Here is a 25,321-nt window from a genome sequence, read left to right on the forward strand (position 1 = left end):
GATTTACGCTTCCTTATCCGGTTCAGCATCAAACCATTCTTTATATTTTCGATCTAAGGTTTTTCGAGACACCCCTAAATCGCGGGCAGCCGCCGATTTATTGCCATTATTGGCATCGACAACACTCATGACGTGTTGTTTTTCCACTTCTTTTAGTGGCCAACTTAGTGGGTAACCGGCTTGAGTCATCGCTTCTGTTTCTGGCGCTTTTTTCCAATACTCTGCAGGCGGCTTACCCAATAAAATACAGCGCTCAATCATATTACGCAGTTCACGAATATTCCCTGGCCACTCATGTTGTTGCAGTACCTGTATATCTTCATGGCTCCAAATCACCTCTTTAACCCCTAACTCGCGGGCTAGTTGCCAAGTAAAATGATGGGTTAATTCAATCACATCCTCAGGACGTGTGCGTAAAGGAGGGATCAAGATATTGAGTACATTGAGTCGATAATATAAATCACTTCTGAAGTTACCAGCAGCTACCTCTTCTGATAACAAGCGGTTTGTTGCCGCCACCACTCTGACATCAATGGCGACTTCTTTTTCACTGCCCACGGGCCTGATAGATTTTTGCTCTAAAACCCTCAATAGTGCCGTTTGCATTTTCATTGGCATTTCACCAATTTCATCTAAGAAAATCGTTCCGCCTGACGCAAAACTAAATAAGCCTTCACGGGCGCCTTTCGCGCCAGTAAAGGCACCTGCGGTATGGCCAAAAAGTTCACTACTCAGCAACTCGGGGGCAATGGCGCCACAGTTAACTGGGACAAATGCGCCAGTGCGGCCACTTAGCTGGTGTAATTGCCTTGCCACCAGCTCTTTACCAGTACCTGACTCACCTTCGATGAGCACCACGGCATTTGTTGGCGCAACGCGTTCAATGACTTGTTTCACTTCCATCATGGCATCGCTGTTGCCAATCATGGTGGTTGAGTGGCCAGTTGAAAGCTCACGACGAAGCATGAAGTTTTCACGCTTTAATAACCTTCGTTCAATACAACGGTCAACCGAAGTCATCATTTGCTCGAGATGAAACGGCTTCATAATGAAGTCTGAAGCGCCCGCTCTTAAAGCTTTAATCGCCACATCCATATCGGCATAGCCAGTCATAAAGATAATGTCCGATTGGCGGTCAGGTTCATTTAGCGCCTCATGCCAATCGATACCAGAGCGATCAGGCAAGCGAATATCGACAATTAATAAATCAAAATGGCCACGGCTACGCAGCTTTTCTGCCTCGCCAATGGTGGAGGCTGTTTCTACTAAAGCGAATTTTTTTGACAACGCCTTTTTGAGAAAGCTACGCATTCCAGGCTCATCATCCACAATCAATACCGAAACAGCAGTTGGTAACGATTTTTCGTTTGAGTCATTGGTGTTCATATGAGGGCCTACTTTGGACATTTTGACTATATTTAAGCTTATCGTATCACTAAAAATCTATTGCTGGGTCAGTTTGCCCACCAGAATTAGCTTACTGGGACAATATGTCTGTAAAAACATAATTCGCACGCGATCTAGATCACAATTTTAAATTTAGTCGTGATCCAAATTTTCAGAAACGCCCTTGGCATATTATTTGCTGTATCTATTTGTAACTAAGATAAGTTAATGTAAATGTTGTTTTTTTAACCATAAATATGATGTTTTAATGATTATCTCTTCAAGGAATTAAAAATGTTTAGTCTAAAATCAGCTTTAACGGCAACATTCAGTGTCGCATTATTAACTAGCACCATGATGAGCGCGACAGTAAATGCTGAAGAAATTATTAAGCTTGCGACCACCACCAGCACTGATAATTCAGGTCTTTTACGCGCTATTTTGCCGACATTTGAAGCTGAATCTGGTTATAAGGTACAGGTTATCGCCACAGGTACTGGTAAAGCACTAAAACTGGCCAGTCAAGGTGATGTAGACGTGGTAATGACCCATGCACCTGCTGCTGAAGCTAAGTTTGTTAAAGACGGTTATGGCACTAATCCTCGCGGGATCATGGAAAACGATTTTGTGGTTTTAGGCCCAATTGCTGATCCCGCTAAACTAGCAACAAGCGATGATGTCGTTGAAGCGTTTCAAAAAATCGCAGCATCGGGCAACAGTTTTATCTCACGCGGTGATAATTCTGGCACCAATATGAAAGAGCTCGCAATTTGGAAACAAGCTTCTGTAACGCCAGATTTTTCAGGCTATACTTCAATTGGCCAAGGTATGGGTAAAACGTTACTGATGGCCAATGAGAAACAAGCCTATACACTGACAGATCGTGGAACGTTTGTTGCTTACAAAGCTAAATTAGATTTGGCAATTACATTCGAAGGCGGCGCCGATTTAGCAAACCCTTATCAAATTATCCTAATTAACGCAGAAAAATACCCTGAATTGAATCATCAAGGTGCTAAGGCATTAAGCGATTGGTTTATTAGCCCAGCGGCTCAGCAGATGATTAATGACTTTAAAGTTCAGGGAGAGCAATTATTTAAGGCAACATATAAGTAATGAATGAAGGCTGGTTAGCCCTACTGCAGCAAGCATTTAGCTTGCTGCTTTCGTTAGACCCTGATGTATGGTCTATCATAAGTGTATCTTTTTCCGTCTCTTTTGCGGCGCTGCTCATCACCTTGATCCCATCAATTGTGTTGGGCTTTTTGCTGGCATCTTACCAATTTCCTGGTCGCTGGTTTGTCACCAATATTGTGCAAACCTTACAATCAATCCCCACAGTTGTGATCGGCTTACTGGCTTATTTGCTGCTCACCAGAAATGGGCCAATGGGCGACTTACGCTGGTTGTTTACCCAACAAGGAATGATCTTAGGACAAATGATGATTTGTGCCCCGGTACTTATCGCATTATCCCAAGCGGCATTTAGTAGTGTAGACCGCCGTGCATGGGAAACCTCCCGCACCCTTGGCGCATCGTGGCAGCGTGCTATTTGGACCGTATGTCGCGAACTTCGCGTACCGTTATTATTGGCCATTATTGCTGCTTTTAGCCGAATTTTGACTGAAGTGGGTTGCTCAATGATGGTGGGGGGCAATATTTTACACCACACCCGTAATATTCCCACCGCCATTGCCTTAGAAACCAGTAAAGGCGACTTTGCCCAAGCTATCGCACTAGGATTAGTGCTGCTGATTTTAGCGATTGTGATTAATTTTGCCATCGGCTCACTGCGTGGCAAAGCCATGCCAAGGAGTCAGTAATCATGGTTAAAGTGACCGCGAAAAACATTCAGGTGCAATTTAAAGCAAGAAAGTTGTTTGCTTTTGACAGCCTAAGTTTTTGTGAAGGCGATGTCATATACCTGCAAGGGGACAATGGCAGTGGTAAATCCACCCTTATGAAACTATTAGCTGGGATCGTAAAACCGTCATTAGGTAAGGTAACAGCTGAAGGATTTGCCGCGCCAAAATGGTGGCAACCAAGTACCTTACTAGGCAAAGCGGTTTATCTTCACCAACATGCCTACCTGTTTGATGGTAATGTGGACTACAACTTGCGCTACGCCTTACCAAAGGACAAGTTTAGCGCCGAGCAGCTTCAACAGCGTATTCGTCAAGCTATTGATATGGCGCAGCTGGGGGCATTATTACACAGTAATGCCACTGATTTATCTGGCGGTGAACGCCAACGATTAGCGCTAGCCAGAGCTTGGATAAGCCAACCCAAACTGTTAATGCTAGACGAGCCAATATCTAATATGGATAAGCAATCGCAAAAACTGGTTTTAGCGATGATTAACCAATTAAAACAAGAAGGCACAGGTCTAATTATTAGTAGTCATCAAACCTGCGGCTTAACAGCCTTGTGCAAAAAGCATTGGCATATTGCTGACAACAACGTTGTGGCCAGCAATCATATCCCTAGCGTTGAACAATCACAGGAGTTTCAATATGTCAGTGCAAATTGATGCCGTTATTTTAGCCGGCGGCATGGCCAGAAGAATGGGCGGCATAGATAAAGGCTTAGTTGAGCTCAATAATAAGCCAATGATCTGCCACACCATTGAGCGAGTTCAACCACAAGTGAATCGCATCATCATTAATGCCAATAGAAGCCAGCAACAATATGCTGAGCTAGGTTTTGAGGTTATCAGTGACAATGACAGTGGTTATTTAGGCCCACTCGCAGGCATGGTCACCGCGATGGCGCACACTGATGCCGAGTTATTATTAGTGGTGCCTTGTGATAGCCCAATGCTACCAACAGATTTATGTGAGCGCATGTATGCCTCGTTAAAAGAAGCCGATGCTGATATCGCGGTAGCCAGCGATGGCGAACATCACCAACCTGTGGTGATGTTATTAAAACCTGAATTAAAACAATCGATGCAGGCCTTTTTAGATGCCGGCGATCGAAAAATATTTTTATGGTATGAAAAGCAAAAACACGTTGTAACCAGCTTTGCCGATCAACCTAATGCATTTGTTAATGTGAACACACTTGAACAAAAACTTGTCATCGAGAATGCCAAGTAAGCTGTGGCAACACAGTAACAAGCCAACAATGAGGTCTTTATGAGTATACCGTTTTCCAATCCGCTGAGTATTCCTGTTCTTGGATTCTGTGCCTATAGCGGCACCGGTAAAACCACCTTGTTAAAACAACTTATTCCCGAATTAAATCGTCGTGGGTTACGTTTAGCAGTAATTAAACACGCACACCATAATTTTGATGTGGATAATCCGGGAAAAGACAGTTACGAAATGCGTAAAGCAGGTGCTAAGCAAATGCTGGTTGCCTCCCATATTCGCTGGGCATTAATGACTGAAGATGCGGTTGATGGTGACCCACAATTACCGCACTTACTAAAGCAAATTGAAACGGACAAAGTGGATATCGTGCTTGTTGAGGGCTTTAAAAAGCTGCAACTGCCTAAAATTGAGCTGCACCGCGCCGCCCACGGCAAGCCACTGATCCATACCCATGATGAAAACATTGTCGCTATCGCGTGTTGTGACGACACCGAAACACCGGCCGAGTTAACCCGACTCGATTTAAATAACGTCGGCCAAATTGCCGACTTTGTGATTGAATACAGCCAAAAGTGGCAAACGCCTGAAGTGGCTTTACCGATCCCAACCGTTGCAACACCTGTAAGCGATGAGCAGAAATTTTTATCAGTTGCCCAAGGCTTAGAGCAACTCATGACCATGGTGACGCCGCTTACCGCTAGTGAGCAAGTCACCATCGATGACGCAGCAAATCGAGTACTAGCTAGCGATGCGATTTCACCTGTTAACGTGCCCCAGCAAACCAATTCAGCAATGGATGGTTATGCTTTTGCTTATAGTACTGATAACAGCCCAAGCAACCCAGTTGCGCCATTAAAATTGATGGGTGAAGTGCTTGCTGGGCACCAATATCCAGGCACATTAAACCCCGGTGAAGCCGTACGCATTATGACAGGCGCAACCGTGCCAACTGGCGCTGACACTGTCGAAGCACGTGAATTGGTGGTTGAACAAGATGGCCAAGTGCAATTACAAGGCAAAGTGGATGCGGGTCAGCATGTCAGACTTGCAGGTGAAGATATTGCCAAAGATGCCTTAGCATTAGCAAAAGGTCATCGCTTACAAGCCGCTGAACAAGGCTTATTAGCCTCATTGGGTTTAGCCTCTGCAGATGTTGTTAAACAACCGGTTGTGGCGGTGTTTTCCACTGGCGATGAAGTGAGTCAACCGGGCGAGCCGTTAAAAGCCAACTGTATTTACGACTCTAATCGCTACACCATTAAATCAATGGCGCAAAAGTTAGGCTGTAAAGTCATTGACTTAGGCATTATTGAAGATAGCGAAGCATCATTAACGGCTGCGCTACAACAAGCCAGTGTTGATGCCGATATTGTGATCAGCTCCGGTGGAGTTTCTGTCGGAAATGCTGACTACATCAAAACAGTATTGGCTAAAATTGGTAAAATAAACTTCTGGCGCATTAATATGCGTCCAGGTCGACCATTAGCCTTTGGCCAAGTCAACGACAGTTTGTTCTTTGGCTTACCGGGTAATCCCGTGGCGGTAATGGTGTCGTTTTTACAATTTGTGCAACCTGCAATTCGTAAACTGGCTGGCGAAAGTAATTGGCAGCCACAATATTTACCAGCAATAACAGATAGCATCTTAAAAAGCCGCACAGGTCGAACAGAGTTTGTGCGCGGTGTTTACTCGTTAAGCAATGATGGACGGTTACATGTGACCTCAACAGGGGCACAGGGTTCAGGGATGTTGAACTCCATGGTTAAGGCAAATTGTCTGGTTATTATCGGTGAAGCCGAAGATGCCGTCATGCCTGGCCAGCAAGTCTTCATTCAGCCTTTTGCTGAACTGTTATAACTAACCATAAGATGTACTAATTCATGAGTTTGATCGTCGACAGTTTTAATCGAAAAGTAGAGTACTTACGTTTATCGGTCACTGACCGCTGTGATTTTCGCTGTGTATATTGCATGAGCGAAGATCCAAGCTTTCTGCCTAGAGAGCAAGTACTTACCTTAGAAGAACTCGCATGGATTGCACAAGCCTTTACCGAACTCGGAGTAAAGAAAATCCGCTTAACTGGCGGCGAACCTTTAGTAAGAACCGATTGCGATAAGCTTATTGAGTTATTAGGTAAATTGCCTGGTTTAGATGATTTATCGATGACCACCAATGGCTCACGCTTAAGTAAACTTGCTCAGCCCATGCATGATGCTGGTTTAAAGCGCTTGAACATCAGCTTAGATACCCTCAACCCTGAGCTATTCACTGAAATGACTCGCAACGGTAAAGTTGAACGAGTCATTGCTGGTATTGATGCCGCTAAAGCCGCAGGCTTTAAGCATATCAAAATCAATGCCGTGATTTTACGTGGCAAAAACGATCATGAAATCTTAGATTTAATCGACTTTTGCCGTGATCGTGAACTAGACATCACCTTTATTGAAGAGATGCCACTAGGGGTTATTGATGAGCGTAAACGCAGTCGTCATTGTTCTAGCGAAGAAGTCAGAGCCCTTATTGAAGCCCGCTATCCGTTAGTGCCGTCAAGCAAACGCACTGGTGGGCCAGCACGTTATTTCAAAATGGCAGATCACAGTATTCATATTGGCTTTATCTCGCCCCACAGTAATAGCTTTTGCCATGAATGTAACCGCGTCAGAGTGACAGTCGAAGGCCGTTTATTGCTGTGTTTAGGTAATGAAAACTCGGTTGATTTAAAAGCGATTGTTAGAGCGCATCCAGGTAATATTGATAAGCTAAAACAAGCGATTTTGGATGGCATTCAACAAAAACCCAAAGAGCACTACTTTGGCACCGATGATGACGTGCAAATTCTGCGATTTATGAACACCACTGGTGGTTAAGCCATTTTTACTTACGCAAATCAACCGCCTTCATTAACTAGCCTTAGCAGATAACCACCAAGGGTTACCCACTAAGGCTAGCTTTGATATACACTAAGACTAACAACCACTAGCACGTTAGTTTATGGCCTTATCTCGAAAAAAATGGAATAACATCCTGATCATTGCCTGCGTTTTCATGGTGGCAGTGCTAACCTTTATCGACTCAAAAACCAATCAAATGCCCGATGATGCCCAAGCATTATTTGATGAAACTAACCAGTTAACCCAATTGCAATTCGATGATATTTGGCTTAATAAAGGCGCTAACGGCTGGGTCTGCTCTGCAAGTGTTTTAAACTGTAGAACTTTAGCCGAGGCTTGGAGCCAATTAGCAATCTCCCCCACCAGCATAAGTGATGCAGAGCGCCAACAGTTACCGGCAGCGCAATCGTTAGTGATTGCGATAAATCACACCCCACAAGGACAACTTTGGCAATATTACCCCCAGTATGGGTTATTGCAGTCAGCCGCCGATAATTGGTACCAAATCCCGCCAAGCTTACGTACTGAACTCATCCCAATCATTGCCAGCCAAACACAAGAATAATAGAGAGTCCTATGCCTGAATTACCGGAAGTTGAAGTCACTCGCCAAGGAATATCACCCTACCTCGTCGATCAAACCGTTCGCGACCTTATTATTCGTAATGGTTCGTTACGTTGGCCTGTGCCTGACATTTGCCGCAATATTATCGGCCAAACTATCCGAAATGTACGTCGCCGCGCTAAGTACTTACTGATAGATACTGACGCGGGGATCACCATAGTCCATCTAGGTATGTCTGGGAGTCTGCGAATTTTACCAGCCAACACCCCAGCAGAAAAACATGACCACATTGATTTGGCGTTAGAAAATGGCCGCATTCTGAGGTTCAATGACCCAAGGCGCTTTGGTGCATGGCTATGGTATGAATTACCTGAAGAAGCACATCCATTACTATCAAAATTAGGCCCAGAGCCACTGTGTGAAGACTTTAATCCAGTGCAACTACACAATGCCCTCGCCAATAAGAAAAAGGCCATCAAACTGTGTTTAATGGACAATCACATTGTGGTCGGTGTGGGGAACATTTATGCCAATGAAGCCTTGTTTGCCGCAGGTATTCATCCTCAAGCAGCTGCTGGCTCAATTGATATTGAACGCTTAACAATTCTGGTTGCTGAAGTGAAACAGATTTTAGCCCAAGCCATTAAACAAGGCGGCACCACCTTAAAAGATTTTACCAATGCCGATGGTAAACCCGGTTACTTCGCCCAAAAGTTACATGTTTATGGCCGTGGCGGCGAAAACTGCACTGAATGCGGCAATCTATTAAGTGAAATACGTTTAGGTCAACGCACCACGGTATTTTGTGGGCTATGTCAGACATAAGATTGTTGAGGGTAAAATAGGGCAGAACAAGCCTTACTCCAGGTTGAAAGTATTTAGCGGCAATAAATCAAAAAGCCTCGATAGCATAGCTATTGAGGCTTTTTATTGAAAAAATTATAACAATAAATTTAATAACTTAATTAAAATTTATACTGGTAACGAGTATATAAAGTGCCATCTACTTCACTGTCTTCCACTTCAAACTCTGATTGCGATACGCTACCACCAAAGGTCATCATGCCGCTTAATAATGGCATACGATAAGACAGCTCTAGCATGAGTAAATCTTCTTTCGGTGGCTGCGGCGCCCAGCCATGACTTGGACTTTCGCCATCTTTATTTAATTGGGCATAACGTAAAATAGTGGTAAATGCATGGCTATTTGAAAACTGGCCAATTAACCCCAGTGCATACACCTGAGCATCACTGTCGTAGGTGCTGCCAATAGCGCGACCATAATTTCGAGATCCACTTTTATAGGTGCTGTGCTCATAGAAGCAATTAAAGGCATTCGGGTCTTCACCGCAAAACACCATAGTATCTGTATATTCAAAAAATAGCTTATATTGCTGCGAGGCAAAACTAAAGCGGGTGTCTACACCATACATTTTAGCGCAGTCGACTATTTGCCACGGTTCACCTTTTGAGTCTTCGCAGGTGCGCTCAAGAAAAAGTCCCACAGGCACATCCCAAAAAGTATCTGAATAGCGTACATCAAAGCCCGCCATTTGATTGCCGTAATTTGAGCAACCACTACCCGTATCATTGCGACAATCACGCTGGCCAGTAATCGACTTCCAGGCGGAGTCCCAATCGCACTCTTGACCTTCACCACAAAACTGCGCCGTCCAAGAAAGGCCGATTTCTAATTGCCTTAATGGCTTTATTGAGCCGCGCACATTCCACAATAACGCATTGGGGGCATAACGATCTTCATCCATCATGCTTACTCCACCAGTGAGGTTCCACGCGCCCAGCCACGAAAGCCATGGGGTTTCAAACGCCTCAGCATTGTTGCGACTCACCATCAGTGATGGCATAGGTCGGGCATTATTGGATTTGTGTAATCCCGAATCAAAACCAGGCCCCCACCACTGCTCAAAGCTGCCTGCAGTGACAATCCAGTTACCCAATACTACCGCCATATAAGAGTCGTCTAAGCGAAATTCTTTATCATCTTGGGGATCGTAGTTAGCTGAAGCAGACACTTTATAAGCGAAGCGCTCGCCCATATATTCATAAGAGGCTTTGAGTTCAGCTTTTTCACGATAATCAGAGCCAAAGTGTTGAAACCTTGCTTCATCGGTCGCAGCAGTTGCTGTAATACTGGTGTTCCCTTTATTGCCAACAGCATTTTGATAATAAAAGTTCACTCGAGCAAACGCATCGACTAATGCGGGCTTCATTAATGAAGGTTCTGCTGAAGATAAATCCTTTCCAATACCCGACCACATCAGTGGAAATGTATTGATAGGTACCGTGATCACACCAGCATCTGCCAGCGCCTGAATATCTGCCCGTAGGTAAATATCTGAGGTATCAACCCAAGGCGCAGCCGAAAGTGCCGAACTTAAGCATAAACTGCCAAAGCCAAGCCCTAAAAAGCGCATTGTGAATGAACGGTGTTTAAATAGCGACTGCGATGATTTCATTTTAGGCTTATGTTTTGATGTGATGAATAACGGCATTAGCAGGCGATTACTTCGTCTGCTGTAATTTAATTGAAGCAATTTTTTGCAGCAAAGAAGCGGCGACATCCTGATGGACAAATTGACTAACGTCACCGCCATGCAGGGCAACTTCTTTTACCAAGGTAGAGGAGATAAATGAGTTTTCTTCCGCTGGGGTCAAAAAGACACTTTCTAAATCTGGACTTAAACGACGATTCATATTGGCTAATTGAAATTCATATTCAAAATCTGACACAGCTCGCAGGCCACGCACTAATACACTCGCCTGTTGCTCTTTAGCAAAATCAACTAATAAGCCAGTAAAGCCAACCACTTCCACATTGTCTAAATGGGCGGTCACTAAATTAACTTGCTCTACACGCTCTTCAAGGGTAAACATCGGCTGTTTTGACGGATTTGAGGCAATGCCGATAATGACGTGACCAAATAATTTTGCCGCACGCTCAATTAAATCAGCATGGCCATTAGTAACGGGATCAAAAGTACCTGGGTAAATTGCGCGTCTATGCATTTGAATATTCACTGTGTAAAGTATTGCCAGCTAGTTTATCAGTATCAAATACTCGCATCAAAGTTTGATTTGATACAGGTCGTGTTTTGGCATATTTCCCACTAAAACCTTATTCGCCCCAAGCTAAAGTGTGCTAAAATAAGTCATCTTGTTAGCCTAATTGCACTCGCGACAATACTTTGAATAATTCGACATTTAAAATACTACTTATCTTCGGCACTCGTCCTGAAGCCATAAAAATGTGTCCATTAGCACAAACACTCGCAGCTAATCCTCTTTTTGAGGTGCGCGTCTGTGTCACTGCACAACATAGAGAAATGCTAGATCAGGTCCTCGATTTATTTGATGTAACCCCAGACTATGATTTAAACCTAATGAGACAACAGCAAACATTAGAATGGTTAACAGCAGCGATTATTGAAGGAACAAGCAGAGTCATTGATGATTTTCAGCCACAACTTGTATTAGTTCATGGTGATACCACAACATCATTTGCTGCAGCTTTGGCGGCCTTTTACAAAAAGGTAGACATCGGTCATGTTGAAGCAGGCTTAAGAACCGGTGATTTAACCTCGCCTTGGCCAGAAGAAGCCAATAGAAAGCTGACGGCGACATTAACCAAGCATCACTTTACCCCAACCCCATTGGCCGCAGATAATTTACTTGCTGAAGGTTACTCCAAAGACAATATTCACATCACTGGCAACACTGTTATTGATGCCTTGTTGCAGACAGTGGCCTACAACCGGGAACACAACACGCCATCGCTATTTTTAAAAAAATTACTGGTTAAAATTGACCATAAAAAAGTCATATTAATTACTGGCCACAGAAGAGAGAACTTTGGCGTTGGTTTTGAAAATATTTGTCGAGCACTAAAGCAAATTGCGCTAGAAAACCCTCATGTGGCGCTTGTTTACCCTGTTCATTTGAACCCGCATGTGCGAGAACCTGTTAAAAAGTATCTAGAAAAAATACATAATTTCCATTTAATCGAACCGCAGGATTATCAATCCTTTGTCTATTTAATGGATCGTGCTGATATTATTTTAACCGATTCTGGTGGCATTCAAGAAGAAGCCCCCGCGTTAAACAAACCAGTATTGGTATTAAGAGACAAAACTGAACGAACCGAAGCTTTGCAAGCGGGGACTGTCATGTTAGTTGGAACCGACTCAGATAAAATTATCGCCTCTGTAACCCAATTATTAGAAAATCCACAATACTCACCTCAAGCCGCTAATCCTTATGGTGACGGGAAGGCTTGTCACCATATTCAAGCCCATATTCTGCAATATTACGGCCTCATATAATGAAAAATATTTTTATCATTTACCGCTCAATGTTTACCCAAGACGGAGATATTCACACTATTGGTGGCATTGAAAACTATATTTTAAATCTAATTCGCATTTTTAAAGCACAAGGTTGGCTGACTCAAATTGTTCAACCGTCCAAAAAAACATTTAAAATTAACGGCGATGGTTACAGTGTTAATGGCATTGATACCGGTTTCTATCGTGGTAACAGTAAAAAGTATGCCCTCGCAAAATGGGTTAAACAACATGCTACTACGAATGATATCGTTATTTTCGCCACTGATTCATACGCTGTAAGAATGACGAACCTATCCACAGTAGGCATTCAACATGGCGTGTCATGGGACAAGCCAAGACGCACTAATACTTCAGCATTCCAATTTATATCTTCTTTGCTTAATCACTATAAATACCTACAATACGCCCGAAAAAGTGATGCGCTAGTATGTGTCGATCATAATTTTGTAAATTGGTATCGAACTTGGTTAGATACAGAGAACAAGTACATTAGAGTCATTTATAACTTCTTTAATGAAAAACTGACAACCAAACAAATTATTGATAAATGGCAGCTTCCACCACAAATTATCAAAATAATCATCGCGAGGCGATTTGTCGATTATCGTGGCATAGATATGATTGCACCAGTCATCCAAAGATTGCTGCAACAATTTAGCAACATCGAAGTCACTTTTGCAGGAGAAGGATCACTGCAGCCTAAACTTGAACACATGTTTGCCACACACAACAGAGTAACGATTACTCAATACCAAGCACAAGATAGTTTTTTAATCCACCAGCAACACCATATTGCACTCATTCCAACCTTAGGGTCTGAAGGCACTTCATTAGCAATGCTAGAGGCTATGGCAGCAGGTTGCTTAGTCATAAGTAGCAATGTCGGTGGACTAACGAATATTATCTTAAACGGCTATAACGGCCATATGGTTATGCCAAATGCACAAGAGTTTGAATCTACAATAAGCCAAGCAATTACAAATATGGAGCAGAGTAAAACCTTTGCAATCCATGGCTATAATTCAATTGAACAGATTTGCTCAGTCGAGCAATGGGGGAAGTCATGGGTAGAAGTGATTGAACAATTATCACACAAGGCATAAAGCAAAAAGTTACGGGGGGTTTAGTAAAAAGCGATCTATTCAACTCTAATCGACCCAGAACTAATCCATCCAGTGCTGCTCGATCAAATCGTCAATGTTTGGTAGCAAATGCCTACTTTTCCTTACATTCAGCTCGAAGCATGCTTTTTGCCAAATTCGTTTCAATGGATTTTTTTTGGTGATTTTTCGGTTACCCAAAATACATATTTCACTTTCAAAGTCAGCCTCTTGCACAGGAAAAGGTCGAACAACAAAGCATCTTAAGTCCTTTTGAAACCAATACTGAATATCAATATCCACAGGCCTTGCAATAGGCATTGCCGTTGCGAGCAACTTGTTAGCCCCAGCTATCGACACAAATTGACCACGGGTAGAAGAAGGCAGTTTTAAGCAGGTCGATAATGAAAAACCATCATCAAGCTCAAGGGTATCAATAACCGCTTTTTGTTTACTGCCGTGACATAATTTAATGTAGTCCCATTGTGCAGATAAGTGACTAATACTCTTAATTAATGATAATAAATCAGGGTTTAAAATTGAGTCATCTTCTAAAATAAGCGCGAAATCCAATTGCTGCTCAAGTATCATATTCCAGCAATTTACATGGCTCAAATAGCAGCCAATTTCCCCTACATTCAGCACTTTGTCATATTTTGCTAAATTACTTGGCTCATCAAATACAGCAGCTATTTCAGTTTGAGTCAGTGCTTTACCATATACCGCAGGGACTCGCTCAAACTCAATATTGAGTTGCTCAAGCTGTTGTTGCATAAAAGCCATTCTTTCAGTGCTTTTATCGAGATTAATGACAAATACTTTAAACTTCATAATACTTCTTAATTCAGCCTTTTATGCAGATTGATTTTATTAGCCATTTTAACAGTTTTCCCAATAATAAAGCGTTAGACGACGGTCAACTTTATCGCCATTGACCTCGCTGATACAACGGGCATAGCGAACCTACTTTCCGAGCATAAACTTAACTAAATAAGCCACTTACCAGCACTGACCAGGGTTCGTTATTATGTTGATAACCCACTAGCATACGCAGACAGTAACTTAGTGGGCCACTTGACCATTCAGAGAGGGGGCCGTCACGTAAACACCATAAATCTTTAATTAAGTCATAACCAGATAAACCGTTCCCGTTTTGAGGTTAATGCATAGCATCATAAACCATTAAGTGTCAACAACGGGCTAATATGATTGAAACTATTTATTAAAAGCAAACACGCTTAAAGATGCAGATTGCGCTTTAGGAGCTAGCATAGACTTAATTAATATTAACGATTGTTTTCTAGCAACCATAAACCTACGTATTTGTTAAAGCTCACCTGCGCATAGGTCATAGCAATAATAAAACCAACACTACCATCGAGAAAACCACGCCGTAAAAAGTAAATATGAAAAAATGTCCACATCCCCCTTAGTAAGGCTAAGGTTAGTCCATGGGATTTTTTTCCTTTACGAAAATATTTCTTCGAACCAAGCCAAGCATATTGCGCGGCTTTATTCAGCCCATGACCGTAATCACGATGGGTATAATGTAATAGCAGCCCTTTTAGCTTACCGATATTGTCAGCCGCTGGGATTACAGTCTCATGGACTTCATCGAGGGTATAGCGTGCGCCATCACGTTTAAATAAGCGTAAAACTGCCCGAGCACTGCGCCCATACTTTAGGGTTTTACCATAGAGGGTCACGCCCCATGGTAAACAAAAAGCCGATTCTTTAATCTCGTCCTGCGACAACAGTGCAATAAGAGCATTCTGCATCGTCTCATCTAGCGCTTCATCTGCATCAATGGACAGCACCCAATCACAACTCGTTTGTTCTAGCGCTCTCTGCTTTTGCTTACCAAATCCTGGCCAATCGGTAACGGTAATTCTGTCAGTATATTTGGCACAAATAGCTAACGTATCGTCTGTGGAGCCGCTATCAAGTACAATAATTTCATCGGCAATCTTGGCCACAGAGGCTAAACAACGCTCAACACGATCAGCCTCATTTTTGGTAATTAACATGACGGACAACGTATGCTTTTTCAATTTATGCTCCAATATAATAAATTAAGTTAAACTAACACTTCCAATAACCCAACTTTTTGCGCAATTTAAACATACGCAATAAATTGAGAGGTTTATTAGGTCGCGGCTCTTTAGAGTCAATTAAAGTATTGGTTGCAGCCAACACTCTCTCACTAGATTTACCATCCTGATAAGGATGCAATTGCTGGCAATAACGCTCTATCTCTGCCATTAACGAAGGAGGATAGCTCAGAGCCAACTCAATAGCAGACTCTACCTCATCTTCGGTATCAACATTGAGTAAGTGTGCAGCATTAGTTTGGTTACGGAATGTAACTACGGGCCTGCGCAACAATAAAAATATCTCTAGAATAGATGAAGTATCACAAAGCATTACATCTGCAGACTGCAACAAAGGGATCACATTATCAGTTTCAATAAATGTTAGGTTTTTACTGTTGATAGCCTTGTAATTGTTAACAATTTCAACCGGCATCTTTGGATGAAATTGCACCAAGATCCGCCATTTACCCTTGTCTGCTAACCTCTTCATTAAAGAGTATAAATGTGGTGCACAGCTTAAGTTACGAGAAAAGGTTGAGCACATCAGTAAGGTTTTACGAGGATCGCTGTCATCCACATAGGGATTATTTTCTATTGGTCTAAATAATGGGTCAAGCATAGGCCACCCTGTCTCTTTGACAGAAAAATAGCCATGCTTCGCCGCAAGGGCCTCAAATGGGGCCGATGTATTCGGGCCTTGTGTACAATAAAGATCAAAACAGCCACGAATTTCAAAATGATCCAATCGCCCACGCCGATTAAGCTTGCCAGCAGCAAAACCATGGAAAACAGCCACTTTTAATCCTGGAATAAAGTTGGGTATCAGATTTGAGGGGGCAAATACTGCATCAGGTTTCCACGATCTAATAGCATCTATACTTGGTAAGCATTCTTCATCATCTCGCAGAAATTTAGAATCAACTTCATTACCCTCTAGAAACCAAAAAATCTCCCCCCCCTGAGCGAGGATCACATCTTGAAGCGGTCGCAATATCGCATAAGAGTAATTTTGTGATATATAAAAGAGATAATGTTTTTTTTTCATATTAATTCATCTCAATGTGCAATAAGGCATCATTATTTTATTAGCTTTGTAAATTCTGACTACTCTCGAACTTATTCTTAAATTAAAAATACTCTTCATTTTTAATTGGAAAGCTTTCAATTAAAGCTCTTTGAATTTATTTAAGTTTTTCAGGGCTAACGTTATAGTTTTCTTTAATTGTTTTAAGATCACCATTCAAAAAGCTACGATGATTTAAATTTATTATTTCATGCTCACTTAAATTAAATGCTGAGTAGTAGTCATCAAACTTATAATCACCAACTCCGGTCTCTTTTGTTGTCATTCTGACGTTAGGTATTCCTAACGAATCCGCGGCTATAAGCGCATGCATTGCACTTGCGATGATATTTTCACACTCGGCAAGTTGTAACATAAAGGCTAATAGCTCTTGAGAGATATCAATTACTGTTGCATTTTCAACGTCAACATTTTTAAGTAATGGATGCTCTTTATCCTTGAGATGAGCAACAATACCAAGTGCATATTTTTTAGGAACATGGCTAGTATCAAAATACAAGAAGTTAATAAACCAGGGTCGCCGATCGCGACTTTATTTGAAATATTGACCTGTTCTAGTTGCTGCAAAACACTCAATGTTTTCAGGCCCCTTACCGCAAATACATCTAAGCACCTAAATAAAGACTTATTCGTTTTGGGTGGGTTCATAAATCCAGCCCCCCCAAACAACGGCTGATGAATTAAACGGACGATGTAACAAACTTATAGGGGCCCAAGCTAAAAACCTTTGTAATAGCTCCCTACTCAAACAACATCACGCCCTTTGGCATCACAGCCTGTTACATCAAGACCAGCTATTTTCTCAAAAAGACTAGCACTCAACAAATCTCCAAAATTTTTAAAGCTATTAAAATAATATAATTTCACACGTCTCATAATAGGTTTACTGCTCATCTCGAGCTCCTTTATGGTTTATCGAAGGTAAAAATGTATTGTTTTTTGAAAAAATAAAAATAAACTCTAATTGATTTTAGGCATTTAACTTCGCAATTACCAGCTCAAACTTCTCAATGACGGCTTCAACGCAAATTAAAACCATCAGGTGTTCACCTTTAGCGCGAGTTCCCCACTTTATTTTGTTGTTATACGAAGATGCCATTGCCTCTTCATAAGCACTCGCCACATATTGCAGCGATAAATAAGGCCCTGTTCGGCCTGGATTTGAATGGGCGTATAAACCAATCACTGGCGTACCTTGAGTCACCGCCATATGGGCGGGGCCGGTATCTGGCGCAATAACCAGACTGGCTCTTTTCAATAATGCCAATAATTGCGTTAGGCTGGTTTTTCCAATCATATTGTCAATATGGCAGTGACTGCTTTTAATGATATTAGCCGCTAAATCGACCTCAAGCTGGCTTGGGCCGCCACAAAGTATCACTCGATAACCTTTTTCGACCGCATGATCTGCCACTGCAGCGTAACGCTCTGGCAGCCAATTACGCTCAGCTTTACTGGCTGCGGGGCAAATCACTAATACTTTTTCATCATCTGTGATGACTTGTTTGGCGAACTCGGTATCGGTTTCAGGTACCGGAATATTCCAGCTTGGGGTTAAATCTGTAACGCCAATGGCTTTGGCAAAGCCCATAAACCCTTCTAACACATGGGGCGTTGCCAATGGCTCCACCCTATGATTAGTCACCAACCACTGACCCTCTTTGGCTCTGGCTTTATCAAAGCCCACTCTAACTTTTGCTGAAATCATCAATGATGCGATGGTCGCTCTCAGCGCCACTTGCATGTGTAGTAAAACATCAAAGCGTTGACCAGCGAGGGCTTTTCTCAATTGGCCATAACTGCGCCAACCTTGGGATTTATCAAAGATCACAAACTGAATACCGGGCATATGTTTAACCAATTGATATTCAACTTTACCAATCACCCAAGTAATGGCTAAATCAGGATATTGACGCTGAATCGCTTGCACCATGGCTACCGCATGACACACATCTCCAATCGCGGATAAACGAAGTAAACATAAGGATTGTATCGATGAAAAGTCTGCTTTCATGGGTTACCACTAACGATTTAAAGGGAATTAAGTACAAGTATTCGATCTTAATGTAGAATATTGTTTTTAGCCACCGACAAATCGACGCTTTTACTCATTGGCCTATGCAACTTGAATCAACAGATACTGGGATCATTGCTTGGTGCGAGCCACTCGCGCAGCAATTAACTCCCGCACAATTCCAAGCTGACTATTGGCAGCAACAAAATGCCATTATAGGCCAGTCAAAAGGTCGCTATACCACCTGGTTTGTGGAAAATAACCACCAGCGCTGGGTATTACGCCATTATTGGCGTGGTGGCTTTATGGCAAAGTTAAGTGATGATGCTTATGTTTTTACTGGTATGTCTCGCACTCGAGCCATTGCTGAACTGGCGTTATTAGAGAAGCTATTTGATGAAGGCTTTCCAGTACCTAGACCCATTGCCGCCAATGTTGAACGCTTTGGGATTTGGTACCGTGCAGATTTGATTATTGAGCTGATTGATGGCGCCAAGGATTTGGTGGCCTATTTATCCACAGCAGCCATGAGCGATAATCAATGGCAGCAACTGGGCAGCCTCATTGCCAGATTTCATAATCGTGGCGTATATCATGCCGACCTTAACGCGAAAAATATCTTACTGGCCGAAGCGCAATTTTATCTCATCGATTTTGACCGTGGGGTAATAAAAACACCCGCGAAGCAATGGCAGCAAGCTAATTTGAGCCGATTACTGCGCTCGTTTAATAAAGAACAAGCGAAACTGCCAACATTAAATTTCAATGAATCAAATTGGCAGCAGTTACTTTACGGTTACCAACAAGCCATTAATTAACTGAATTTAGCGATTAGCTGATTAACTGAGTAAAGCGCAATTGCTGCTCAACTATTTCAAACTGCTTTTGCAATGCGCCGCGATTTTGAGACACCACCGCTAAGCTCGCTTTGGCGGCGCTATTGTGCAATTCGACGTTAGCAAATAGCTTTAATAGCATGTCAGCCAGCTCATCGGCATTATTCACCACAGTTAAGCCACCAGCTTGCTCAAGTAAATGGGTGATTTCAGCAAAATTCCAATGGTGCGGGCCAACACTTACTGGCAAGCCCATTGCTGCAGGCTCTAAAGGGTTATGCCCGCCACTTTCAATCAGTGTGCCGCCAATAAAGGCAACATCTGCAGCCCCATACAACATCAACAGTTCACCCATGGTATCGCCCAGCAGCACTTGGGTGTGCTGATCGACCGCCTCATTCATACTGCGCCTTGCTAAATTTAACCCTTGTTGAGTGGTCGTCACAGCGGCAACATTAAATTGTTCAGGGTGTCTTGGCGCCATAATCAGCAGCGCATCAGGATATTGCTCCAACACTTTTTTATGGGCTTGCAACATCATATCAAACTCACCAGGATGAACACTGCCAGCAGCCCATACAGGGGCTTGGCTTCGCTGCCAATCAGCTCTTAAGGTTTTAGCTTGTTGGTATTTGCTGTCATCAATCTGTATGTCAAACTTTAAACTGCCGCAAACATGCAATGACTGAGTGTTGGCCCCTAACGCCGCAAAGCGGGCAGATTCAGCCTCGGTTTGCACCGCAATCGCATCAAGCGCCGTTAACATGGGTAAACTTAGCCCCATTTGCTTATGGTATTTATCGGCAGATTTTTGCGATAAGCGCGCATTAGCTAACACCAAGCGAGTATTATTCTTCTTGGCAAAATGAAGCAGGTTTGGCCACAATTCAGTTTCCATAATCACGCAAAGTTGCGGATTAACCTGCTTAATAAAGCGACTAATACAAAGGTTAATATCAAACGGAAGGTAACAATGCTGCACACTATCGCCAAAAGCCTTTTTAACCTCAGCAGATCCCGTAGGGCTTGTGGTGGTAACCGTAAATGACAGTTGTGGGTACTGTTTCATTAAGCGTTTTATTAACGGTATTGCTGCTAAGGTTTCCCCCATCGACACACTATGAATAAGTACATCAGTTTGCTTTAAGCGCATTAATCCAAAACGCTCGCCCCAGCGGCCGCGATAATCAGGGCTTTTAAACGCACGAAAAGCCAAATATGCCACGATGAGAGGGGATAACAGCAAGAGTAAAACAGAATATACGCCACGAGTCATGAAAACTACTTGATCAATTTTGCTTGTCAGATATCCACAATGTTAACATAATCTAAATTCATAGGGATATGAGCTTAGTCGTACCTAGTTAAGAAATGATTTCTTCATGAGCCTCTTATAATTGGAACTGATATGAAAACCCGCGATAAGATAGTTTTTGCCAGCCTTGAACTTTTTAACGAACATGGTGAACGTAATATCACCACCAATCACATTGCGGCTCATTTAAATATCAGTCCTGGAAACCTGTATTACCATTTCCGCAATAAAGAAGACATTATCAATTCTATCTTCACCATGTATGAATCTAATCTTGAAAATGGTTCAAAGCCTTATGAAGACGTATCAATTGACGTTGAATTATTATTGGGATATTTCGATGCGATGTTTTATACCATGTGGCAATACCGATTTATGTACGCCAACCTAGCCGATATTTTAAGTCGAGATGAAGCCTTAAAGCAGCGCTATACTCTGGCACAAAAAAGCGTATTAGCACGCTCAAGTAACGTCCTTAAACAACTTAAACAAGATGGTTTTTTAAACGTTGAAGACGATAACATCGTCGAACTTGCAGATACCATGAAGATGATCGTTAGCTATTGGATTAGCTATCAACTGACCCAATCGGGTGCATCAAAAATCACCAAACCTGCAATTTACAAAGGTTTATTACGGGTGGTTATGCTGTTTAAAGCGTATTCAACGCCAATTTCTCAACCTACCTTTGCACGACTTGAGCAGCACTACCGCGAGTTAGTCTCTCAAGACGCCTGCCCAGAGCTTTAATTCAGGTAAATTAAACCGCCCTTACAATCCCATTGCTGGCAACTATAATAATAGCGTTGGCAAAAGGGATTGGCAGTATTTTAATCATAAAATACCGTTTTACTGCCACTTATTAATACTTCCCCAGTTAATGAAAGTTGATTAGTTTTATTTATCCGAAATCACCCCAAGCCCTAATCAATTTTATGTAACCACTGCGCTTAAAAAAAACGCTGTGGCCTTATAAAAATTAAGGGTAGAATGCCGACAACTCCCGATCAGAAATCAGCGCATGTTTTACTTAAACAGCCAAAGGTTGCGATTAACATAATAACCATTATTAGGAGAAATCAGGTGGCCTCTACCTCATTTTACGACCGCATAAATCAACAACTTGTCGATGTTAAAGCTGAAGGCTTATACAAGAGTGAACGTGTCATTGCGTCTGCCCAGCAAACCTCTATCAATGTAAATAGCGAAGAAGTGATTAACTTCTGTGCTAATAACTACTTAGGCTTGGCAAATCACCCTGAATTAATTAATGCTGCTAAGAATGGTTTATCAAGCCACGGCTTTGGTATGGCATCGGTTCGTTTTATTTGTGGCACCCAAGATATTCATAAGCAATTAGAAAATAGCTTAAGTGAATTTTTAGGAATGGAAGATACCATTCTTTACTCTTCATGTTTTGATGCCAATGCGGGTTTATTTGAAACTCTGCTAGATGCGAACGACGCTATCGTCTCTGATGCGCTAAACCATGCCTCTATTATTGATGGTGTGCGTTTATGTAAAGCTAAGCGTTTCCGTTATGCCAACAACGATATGGCCGATCTTGAAACCCAGCTGATTGCCGCGCAAGCTGCGGGCGCACGAAACATTCTTATCGCCACTGATGGCGTGTTCTCAATGGATGGTGTGATTGCCAACTTACAAGGTGTGTGTGATTTAGCCGATAAATACGATGCACTCGTCATGGTTGATGACTCTCACGCTGTGGGTTTTGTTGGTGAAAATGGCCGTGGCACCCACGAGTTTTGCCAAGTAATGGATCGCGTCGATATTATTACCGGTACTTTAGGTAAAGCCTTAGGCGGCGCTTCAGGTGGTTTCACTTCTGCTAAAAAAGAAGTGGTTGACTGGTTACGTCAGCGCTCTCGCCCTTACTTATTTTCAAACTCTTTAGCGCCTTCAATCGTGAGTGCATCAATCCATGTGTTAGAAATGCTAAAAACGGGTCACGATTTACGTGAAGCCGTATGGGAAAACAGCCGTTACTTCCGTGAAAAAATGACAGCAGCAGGCTTTACTTTAGCAGGTGCTGATCACGCCATTATCCCGGTAATGATTGGTGATGCTAAATTGGCAGGTGATTTTTCAAACCGCCTACTCGCTGAAAACATCTACGTGGTTGGTTTCTCATTCCCGGTGGTGCCAAAAGGCCAAGCCCGCATTCGCACCCAAATGTCAGCGGCGCACACTAAAGCGCAAATTGATAAAGCAATCGAAGCCTTTACCCGTATTGGTAAAGAAATGGGCATTATTTAGGACTCACTACACATGAAAGCACTAAGTAAATTAAAGCCTGAACAAGGCATTTGGATGGTTGATGCGCCTAAGCCAACAATGGGCCATAACGATCTATTAATTAAAATTCGTAAAACTGCCATTTGTGGTACCGATGTACATATCTACAACTGGGACGAATGGTCACAAAATACCATTCCTGTGCCTATGGTTGTTGGACACGAATATGTCGGTGAAGTGGTCGATATGGGTCAAGAAGTTCGCGGCTTTACTGTCGGCGATCGCGTTTCTGGTGAAGGCCATATTACCTGTGGCCATTGCCGCAACTGTCGCGGTGGTCGCACGCATTTATGCCGTAACACTTCAGGTGTCGGGGTAAACCGTGAAGGTGCCTTTGCTGAGTACTTAGTGATCCCTGCATTTAATGCCTTTAAAATCCCTAACGATATTTCAGATGACCTCGCATCTATCTTTGATCCATTTGGTAATGCAGTACACACCGCATTATCGTTTGATGTGGTCGGTGAAGATGTGCTAATTACCGGTGCAGGCCCTATCGGGATTATGGCAGCGGCAGTATGTAAGCACGTTGGCGCCCGCCATGTGGTTATCACTGATGTTAATGAGTACCGCCTTGATCTTGCTCGTAAAATGGGCGCGACTCGCGCAGTAAACGTTGCGAAAGAAGACTTAAAAGATGTAATGATTGAGTTAGGCATGACTGAAGGTTTTGATGTTGGCTTGGAAATGTCAGGCGTACCATCGGCATTTCATTCAATGCTCGATACCATGAATCACGGCGGCAAAATTGCCATGCTAGGTATTCCTGGCGGTGAAATGGCCATTGATTGGAGTAAAGTCATCTTTAAAGGCTTAATCTTAAAAGGCATTTATGGACGCGAAATGTTTGAAACTTGGTATAAAATGGCCAGTTTGATTCAATCAGGGTTAGATTTGTCGCCAATTATCACCCATCATTTCAGTGTTGATGACTTCCAACAAGGCTTTGATGCAATGCGCTCTGGTCAATCAGGCAAAGTGATATTGAATTGGGATTAATCGCCATATAGCGGATTTATTCTCATCTAAAAAGGGGTTGTATACGTACAATCCCTTGTCACATACTAAAGGCTCTATTGTCGTTTTTACTATCGTCATTTTTTAAAGGATTAACCATGTCAGCGTTTAAGCATTTATCGATTAACGAACTCATTCACATGCAAGAAGATGCCAGTGATGTGCAAATCGTCGATATACGCGATGCCGCCAGCTTTGCCGCAGGTAACATTAAAAATTCAGTGCATCTTACCAATGAAAACATCGCCCACTTTATGGCCGATGCCGATATGGATAAGCCATTAGTCGTGGTGTGCTATCACGGCGTGAGCAGTCAAGGCGCTGCGGGTTACCTTATTGAACAAGGTTTCGATGATGTTTATAGTCTTGATGGTGGATACACAGCTTGGAGTTTAGCTCACGTATGATAGAAATCGGCCAATTACCTAACGCTCGCGCAGCACAGGCATTCATAGACTATTTAAAAGGTCTTGATATTGAATGCCATCCCGTTGTGATTGAAACCGGGGTATCTTTGGTCGTTGAGCAACCATCTCAGGCACAACAAGCCAAATACGAGTTTGAACAGTTTAGACAAAACCCATACCAGAAGAAGTATTTACAAGCCTCTTGGGATAATGGCACCACCCAAACCAAATTAGATTATGGCTCCTCCAGTTTAGGGCTTATCCAGCAGTTTATTACTGGCGCAGGGCCACTAACCCTGATTACCTTCTTTGTTTGTGTGCTGGTATACGCCGGCATGAACCTTGGCTTTGCCAATGGCATTTTTAGCCAGTTATCCTTTTTTGGCGCTGTGCCCCAAAGTGACATTAGCCAAATATGGCGAGTGTTTACCCCCAGCTTGATGCATTTTTCATTAATGCATATCGCCTTTAACTTATTATGGTGGTGGTATCTAGGTGGCAAGATTGAAACCAAACTCGGTAGCAAGCCACTGATCATATTACTTGTCGTTGCAGGTAGTTTACCCAGTATTGTGCAATACATGATGACAGGGCCTAACTTTGGCGGCTTATCAGGCGTGGTATACGCCGTTGTTGGCTACACCTGGATAATGGGGCAACGCCAACCCCAATCAGGTATTGGCATTCCCAACAGTTACATGGGCTTTATGCTTGTTTGGCTGGTACTGGGCTTTACCGATTTACTCGGTATGCCCATCGCCAATGGTGCTCATATCGGCGGATTATTGATTGGTTTGGCTCAAGGCGCTTTTGATAGCCGTAAATCAGCCGCTAAATAA

Annotated in this window: 26 protein-coding genes; 16 read left to right on the forward strand and 10 right to left on the reverse strand. The window is 42.6% G+C overall.

The features are described from left to right. Nucleotides 1-3: 3 nt before the first annotated feature. Nucleotides 4-1,386, reverse strand: coding sequence for a sigma-54 dependent transcriptional regulator (locus BCU91_RS00105; protein WP_102439343.1), 1,383 nt, complete (start codon nucleotides 1,384-1,386; stop codon nucleotides 4-6). A gap of 354 nt (nucleotides 1,387-1,740) precedes the next feature. Between BCU91_RS00105 and BCU91_RS00110 the strand changes: the two genes are divergently transcribed. From BCU91_RS00110 to mutM, 8 genes are all read left to right on the forward strand, one after another. Next, the gene (locus BCU91_RS00110) at nucleotides 1,741-2,502 is read left to right on the forward strand and encodes a substrate-binding domain-containing protein (protein ID WP_241903543.1); all 762 of its coding nucleotides are present in this window, start codon (nucleotides 1,741-1,743) and stop codon (nucleotides 2,500-2,502) included. Then, nucleotides 2,502-3,209, forward strand: a complete 708-nt coding sequence (locus tag BCU91_RS00115; protein WP_076542090.1) for an ABC transporter permease — start codon at nucleotides 2,502-2,504, stop codon at nucleotides 3,207-3,209. The genes BCU91_RS00110 and BCU91_RS00115 overlap by 1 nt, the downstream gene beginning before the upstream one ends. 2 nt (nucleotides 3,210-3,211) lie before the next feature. Further along, the gene (locus BCU91_RS00120) at nucleotides 3,212-3,916 is read left to right on the forward strand and encodes an energy-coupling factor ABC transporter ATP-binding protein (RefSeq protein ID WP_102475987.1); all 705 of its coding nucleotides are present in this window, start codon (nucleotides 3,212-3,214) and stop codon (nucleotides 3,914-3,916) included. Beyond that, nucleotides 3,900-4,484, forward strand: coding sequence for a molybdenum cofactor guanylyltransferase MobA (gene mobA / locus BCU91_RS00125; protein ID WP_102530644.1), 585 nt, complete (start codon nucleotides 3,900-3,902; stop codon nucleotides 4,482-4,484). The genes BCU91_RS00120 and mobA overlap by 17 nt, the downstream gene beginning before the upstream one ends. Before the next feature lie 39 nt (nucleotides 4,485-4,523). Next, nucleotides 4,524-6,338, forward strand: a complete 1,815-nt coding sequence (locus tag BCU91_RS00130; RefSeq protein ID WP_102530645.1) for a bifunctional molybdopterin-guanine dinucleotide biosynthesis adaptor protein MobB/molybdopterin molybdotransferase MoeA — start codon at nucleotides 4,524-4,526, stop codon at nucleotides 6,336-6,338. 23 nt (nucleotides 6,339-6,361) lie between these two features. Next, entirely contained in the window at nucleotides 6,362-7,348 is a 987-nt protein-coding gene (gene moaA, locus BCU91_RS00135) for a GTP 3',8-cyclase MoaA (RefSeq protein WP_102439337.1), read from the forward strand. Nucleotides 7,349-7,472: 124 nt separating this feature from the next. Further along, complete coding sequence (locus BCU91_RS00140) at nucleotides 7,473-7,937, forward strand: hypothetical protein (RefSeq protein ID WP_102475990.1); 465 nt, start codon at nucleotides 7,473-7,475, stop codon at nucleotides 7,935-7,937. 11 nt (nucleotides 7,938-7,948) lie between these two features. Continuing rightward, a complete protein-coding gene (gene mutM / locus BCU91_RS00145) occupies nucleotides 7,949-8,761 on the forward strand; it encodes a bifunctional DNA-formamidopyrimidine glycosylase/DNA-(apurinic or apyrimidinic site) lyase (protein ID WP_102439335.1) in 813 nt (270 codons plus the stop codon). 140 nt (nucleotides 8,762-8,901) lie between these two features. Here the strand turns inward: mutM and BCU91_RS00150 are convergent, their stop codons facing one another. Both BCU91_RS00150 and coaD read right to left on the reverse strand, forming a co-directional pair. After that, entirely contained in the window at nucleotides 8,902-10,371 is a 1,470-nt protein-coding gene (locus tag BCU91_RS00150) for a capsule assembly Wzi family protein (protein ID WP_102476014.1), read from the reverse strand. 88 nt (nucleotides 10,372-10,459) lie between these two features. Then, nucleotides 10,460-10,963 (reverse strand): pantetheine-phosphate adenylyltransferase, encoded by a 504-nt coding sequence (gene coaD, locus BCU91_RS00155; protein ID WP_076542073.1) that lies wholly within the window; start codon nucleotides 10,961-10,963, stop codon nucleotides 10,460-10,462. Nucleotides 10,964-11,142: 179 nt separating this feature from the next. On the opposite strand from coaD, the gene wecB reads away from it, so the two are divergent. Together wecB and BCU91_RS00165 are read left to right on the forward strand one after the other, a co-directional pair. Further along, a complete protein-coding gene (gene wecB, locus BCU91_RS00160) occupies nucleotides 11,143-12,276 on the forward strand; it encodes a UDP-N-acetylglucosamine 2-epimerase (non-hydrolyzing) (RefSeq protein ID WP_277869326.1) in 1,134 nt (377 codons plus the stop codon). Beyond that, nucleotides 12,276-13,403: a glycosyltransferase family 4 protein gene (locus BCU91_RS00165; RefSeq protein WP_102530647.1), complete on the forward strand. Its 1,128-nt coding sequence runs from the start codon at nucleotides 12,276-12,278 to the stop codon at nucleotides 13,401-13,403. The genes wecB and BCU91_RS00165 overlap by 1 nt, the downstream gene beginning before the upstream one ends. Before the next feature lie 60 nt (nucleotides 13,404-13,463). Here the strand turns inward: BCU91_RS00165 and BCU91_RS00170 are convergent, their stop codons facing one another. The 6 genes from BCU91_RS00170 to BCU91_RS00190 form a co-directional block, all read right to left on the reverse strand. Then, nucleotides 13,464-14,231, reverse strand: coding sequence for a glycosyltransferase family 25 protein (locus BCU91_RS00170; protein WP_102530648.1), 768 nt, complete (start codon nucleotides 14,229-14,231; stop codon nucleotides 13,464-13,466). A gap of 455 nt (nucleotides 14,232-14,686) precedes the next feature. Next, nucleotides 14,687-15,451 carry a glycosyltransferase family 2 protein gene (locus BCU91_RS00175; protein WP_102530649.1) on the reverse strand — a complete coding sequence of 255 codons (765 nt, stop codon included), beginning with the start codon at nucleotides 15,449-15,451 and terminating at the stop codon, nucleotides 14,687-14,689. 31 nt (nucleotides 15,452-15,482) lie between these two features. After that, entirely contained in the window at nucleotides 15,483-16,538 is a 1,056-nt protein-coding gene (locus BCU91_RS00180) for a CDP-glycerol glycerophosphotransferase family protein (protein WP_102530650.1), read from the reverse strand. A gap of 136 nt (nucleotides 16,539-16,674) precedes the next feature. Next, on the reverse strand, nucleotides 16,675-17,076 hold the full coding sequence (locus BCU91_RS00185; RefSeq protein ID WP_102530651.1) for a polysaccharide pyruvyl transferase family protein: 402 nt from the start codon (nucleotides 17,074-17,076) through the stop codon (nucleotides 16,675-16,677). A 245-nt stretch (nucleotides 17,077-17,321) separates the two neighbouring features. Beyond that, nucleotides 17,322-17,471, reverse strand: a complete 150-nt coding sequence (locus BCU91_RS20215; protein WP_157936251.1) for a hypothetical protein — start codon at nucleotides 17,469-17,471, stop codon at nucleotides 17,322-17,324. Between the two features lie 76 nt (nucleotides 17,472-17,547). Next, nucleotides 17,548-18,591, reverse strand: coding sequence for a glycosyltransferase family 9 protein (locus BCU91_RS00190; protein ID WP_102530652.1), 1,044 nt, complete (start codon nucleotides 18,589-18,591; stop codon nucleotides 17,548-17,550). 104 nt (nucleotides 18,592-18,695) lie between these two features. Between BCU91_RS00190 and BCU91_RS00195 the strand changes: the two genes are divergently transcribed. Continuing rightward, the gene (locus tag BCU91_RS00195) at nucleotides 18,696-19,409 is read left to right on the forward strand and encodes a 3-deoxy-D-manno-octulosonic acid kinase (RefSeq protein ID WP_102530653.1); all 714 of its coding nucleotides are present in this window, start codon (nucleotides 18,696-18,698) and stop codon (nucleotides 19,407-19,409) included. A 13-nt stretch (nucleotides 19,410-19,422) separates the two neighbouring features. On the opposite strand, the gene waaA is transcribed toward BCU91_RS00195, so the two are convergent. Beyond that, complete coding sequence (waaA, locus tag BCU91_RS00200) at nucleotides 19,423-20,703, reverse strand: lipid IV(A) 3-deoxy-D-manno-octulosonic acid transferase (protein ID WP_102530654.1); 1,281 nt, start codon at nucleotides 20,701-20,703, stop codon at nucleotides 19,423-19,425. 132 nt (nucleotides 20,704-20,835) lie between these two features. On the opposite strand from waaA, the gene BCU91_RS00205 reads away from it, so the two are divergent. The 5 genes from BCU91_RS00205 (at nucleotide 20,836) to glpG (ending at nucleotide 25,321) form a co-directional block, all read left to right on the forward strand. After that, nucleotides 20,836-21,492: a TetR/AcrR family transcriptional regulator gene (locus BCU91_RS00205; RefSeq protein WP_102435876.1), complete on the forward strand. Its 657-nt coding sequence runs from the start codon at nucleotides 20,836-20,838 to the stop codon at nucleotides 21,490-21,492. A 333-nt stretch (nucleotides 21,493-21,825) separates the two neighbouring features. Then, a complete protein-coding gene (locus BCU91_RS00210) occupies nucleotides 21,826-23,019 on the forward strand; it encodes a glycine C-acetyltransferase (protein WP_102475999.1) in 1,194 nt (397 codons plus the stop codon). 12 nt (nucleotides 23,020-23,031) lie between these two features. Beyond that, the gene (gene tdh / locus BCU91_RS00215; RefSeq protein ID WP_102435880.1) at nucleotides 23,032-24,057 is read left to right on the forward strand and encodes an L-threonine 3-dehydrogenase; all 1,026 of its coding nucleotides are present in this window, start codon (nucleotides 23,032-23,034) and stop codon (nucleotides 24,055-24,057) included. A gap of 116 nt (nucleotides 24,058-24,173) precedes the next feature. After that, a complete protein-coding gene (gene glpE / locus BCU91_RS00220; RefSeq protein WP_102435882.1) occupies nucleotides 24,174-24,482 on the forward strand; it encodes a thiosulfate sulfurtransferase GlpE in 309 nt (102 codons plus the stop codon). Beyond that, nucleotides 24,479-25,321: a rhomboid family intramembrane serine protease GlpG gene (gene glpG, locus BCU91_RS00225; protein ID WP_102435884.1), complete on the forward strand. Its 843-nt coding sequence runs from the start codon at nucleotides 24,479-24,481 to the stop codon at nucleotides 25,319-25,321. Before glpE ends, glpG begins: the two co-directional genes overlap by 4 nt.

This window comes from Shewanella sp. 10N.286.52.B9 (assembly GCF_002873635.1).
Classification (GTDB): domain Bacteria; phylum Pseudomonadota; class Gammaproteobacteria; order Enterobacterales; family Shewanellaceae; genus Shewanella.

Coding starts and splice junctions, on each gene's coding strand:
- BCU91_RS00105 (WP_102439343.1), bottom strand. CDS start 1,386: ATGAACACCAATGACTCAAACGAAAAATCGTTACCAACTGCTGTTTCG.
- BCU91_RS00110 (WP_241903543.1), top strand. CDS start 1,741: ATGATGAGCGCGACAGTAAATGCTGAAGAAATTATTAAGCTTGCGACC.
- BCU91_RS00115 (WP_076542090.1), top strand. CDS start 2,502: ATGAATGAAGGCTGGTTAGCCCTACTGCAGCAAGCATTTAGCTTGCTG.
- BCU91_RS00120 (WP_102475987.1), top strand. CDS start 3,212: ATGGTTAAAGTGACCGCGAAAAACATTCAGGTGCAATTTAAAGCAAGA.
- mobA (WP_102530644.1), top strand. CDS start 3,900: ATGTCAGTGCAAATTGATGCCGTTATTTTAGCCGGCGGCATGGCCAGA.
- BCU91_RS00130 (WP_102530645.1), top strand. CDS start 4,524: ATGAGTATACCGTTTTCCAATCCGCTGAGTATTCCTGTTCTTGGATTC.
- moaA (WP_102439337.1), top strand. CDS start 6,362: ATGAGTTTGATCGTCGACAGTTTTAATCGAAAAGTAGAGTACTTACGT.
- BCU91_RS00140 (WP_102475990.1), top strand. CDS start 7,473: ATGGCCTTATCTCGAAAAAAATGGAATAACATCCTGATCATTGCCTGC.
- mutM (WP_102439335.1), top strand. CDS start 7,949: ATGCCTGAATTACCGGAAGTTGAAGTCACTCGCCAAGGAATATCACCC.
- BCU91_RS00150 (WP_102476014.1), bottom strand. CDS start 10,371: ATGCGCTTTTTAGGGCTTGGCTTTGGCAGTTTATGCTTAAGTTCGGCA.
- coaD (WP_076542073.1), bottom strand. CDS start 10,963: ATGCATAGACGCGCAATTTACCCAGGTACTTTTGATCCCGTTACTAAT.
- BCU91_RS00165 (WP_102530647.1), top strand. CDS start 12,276: ATGAAAAATATTTTTATCATTTACCGCTCAATGTTTACCCAAGACGGA.
- BCU91_RS00170 (WP_102530648.1), bottom strand. CDS start 14,231: ATGAAGTTTAAAGTATTTGTCATTAATCTCGATAAAAGCACTGAAAGA.
- BCU91_RS00180 (WP_102530650.1), bottom strand. CDS start 16,538: ATGAAAAAAAAACATTATCTCTTTTATATATCACAAAATTACTCTTAT.
- BCU91_RS20215 (WP_157936251.1), bottom strand. CDS start 17,471: ATGAGCAGTAAACCTATTATGAGACGTGTGAAATTATATTATTTTAAT.
- BCU91_RS00190 (WP_102530652.1), bottom strand. CDS start 18,591: ATGAAAGCAGACTTTTCATCGATACAATCCTTATGTTTACTTCGTTTA.
- BCU91_RS00195 (WP_102530653.1), top strand. CDS start 18,696: ATGCAACTTGAATCAACAGATACTGGGATCATTGCTTGGTGCGAGCCA.
- waaA (WP_102530654.1), bottom strand. CDS start 20,703: ATGACTCGTGGCGTATATTCTGTTTTACTCTTGCTGTTATCCCCTCTC.
- BCU91_RS00205 (WP_102435876.1), top strand. CDS start 20,836: ATGAAAACCCGCGATAAGATAGTTTTTGCCAGCCTTGAACTTTTTAAC.
- tdh (WP_102435880.1), top strand. CDS start 23,032: ATGAAAGCACTAAGTAAATTAAAGCCTGAACAAGGCATTTGGATGGTT.
- glpE (WP_102435882.1), top strand. CDS start 24,174: ATGTCAGCGTTTAAGCATTTATCGATTAACGAACTCATTCACATGCAA.
- glpG (WP_102435884.1), top strand. CDS start 24,479: ATGATAGAAATCGGCCAATTACCTAACGCTCGCGCAGCACAGGCATTC.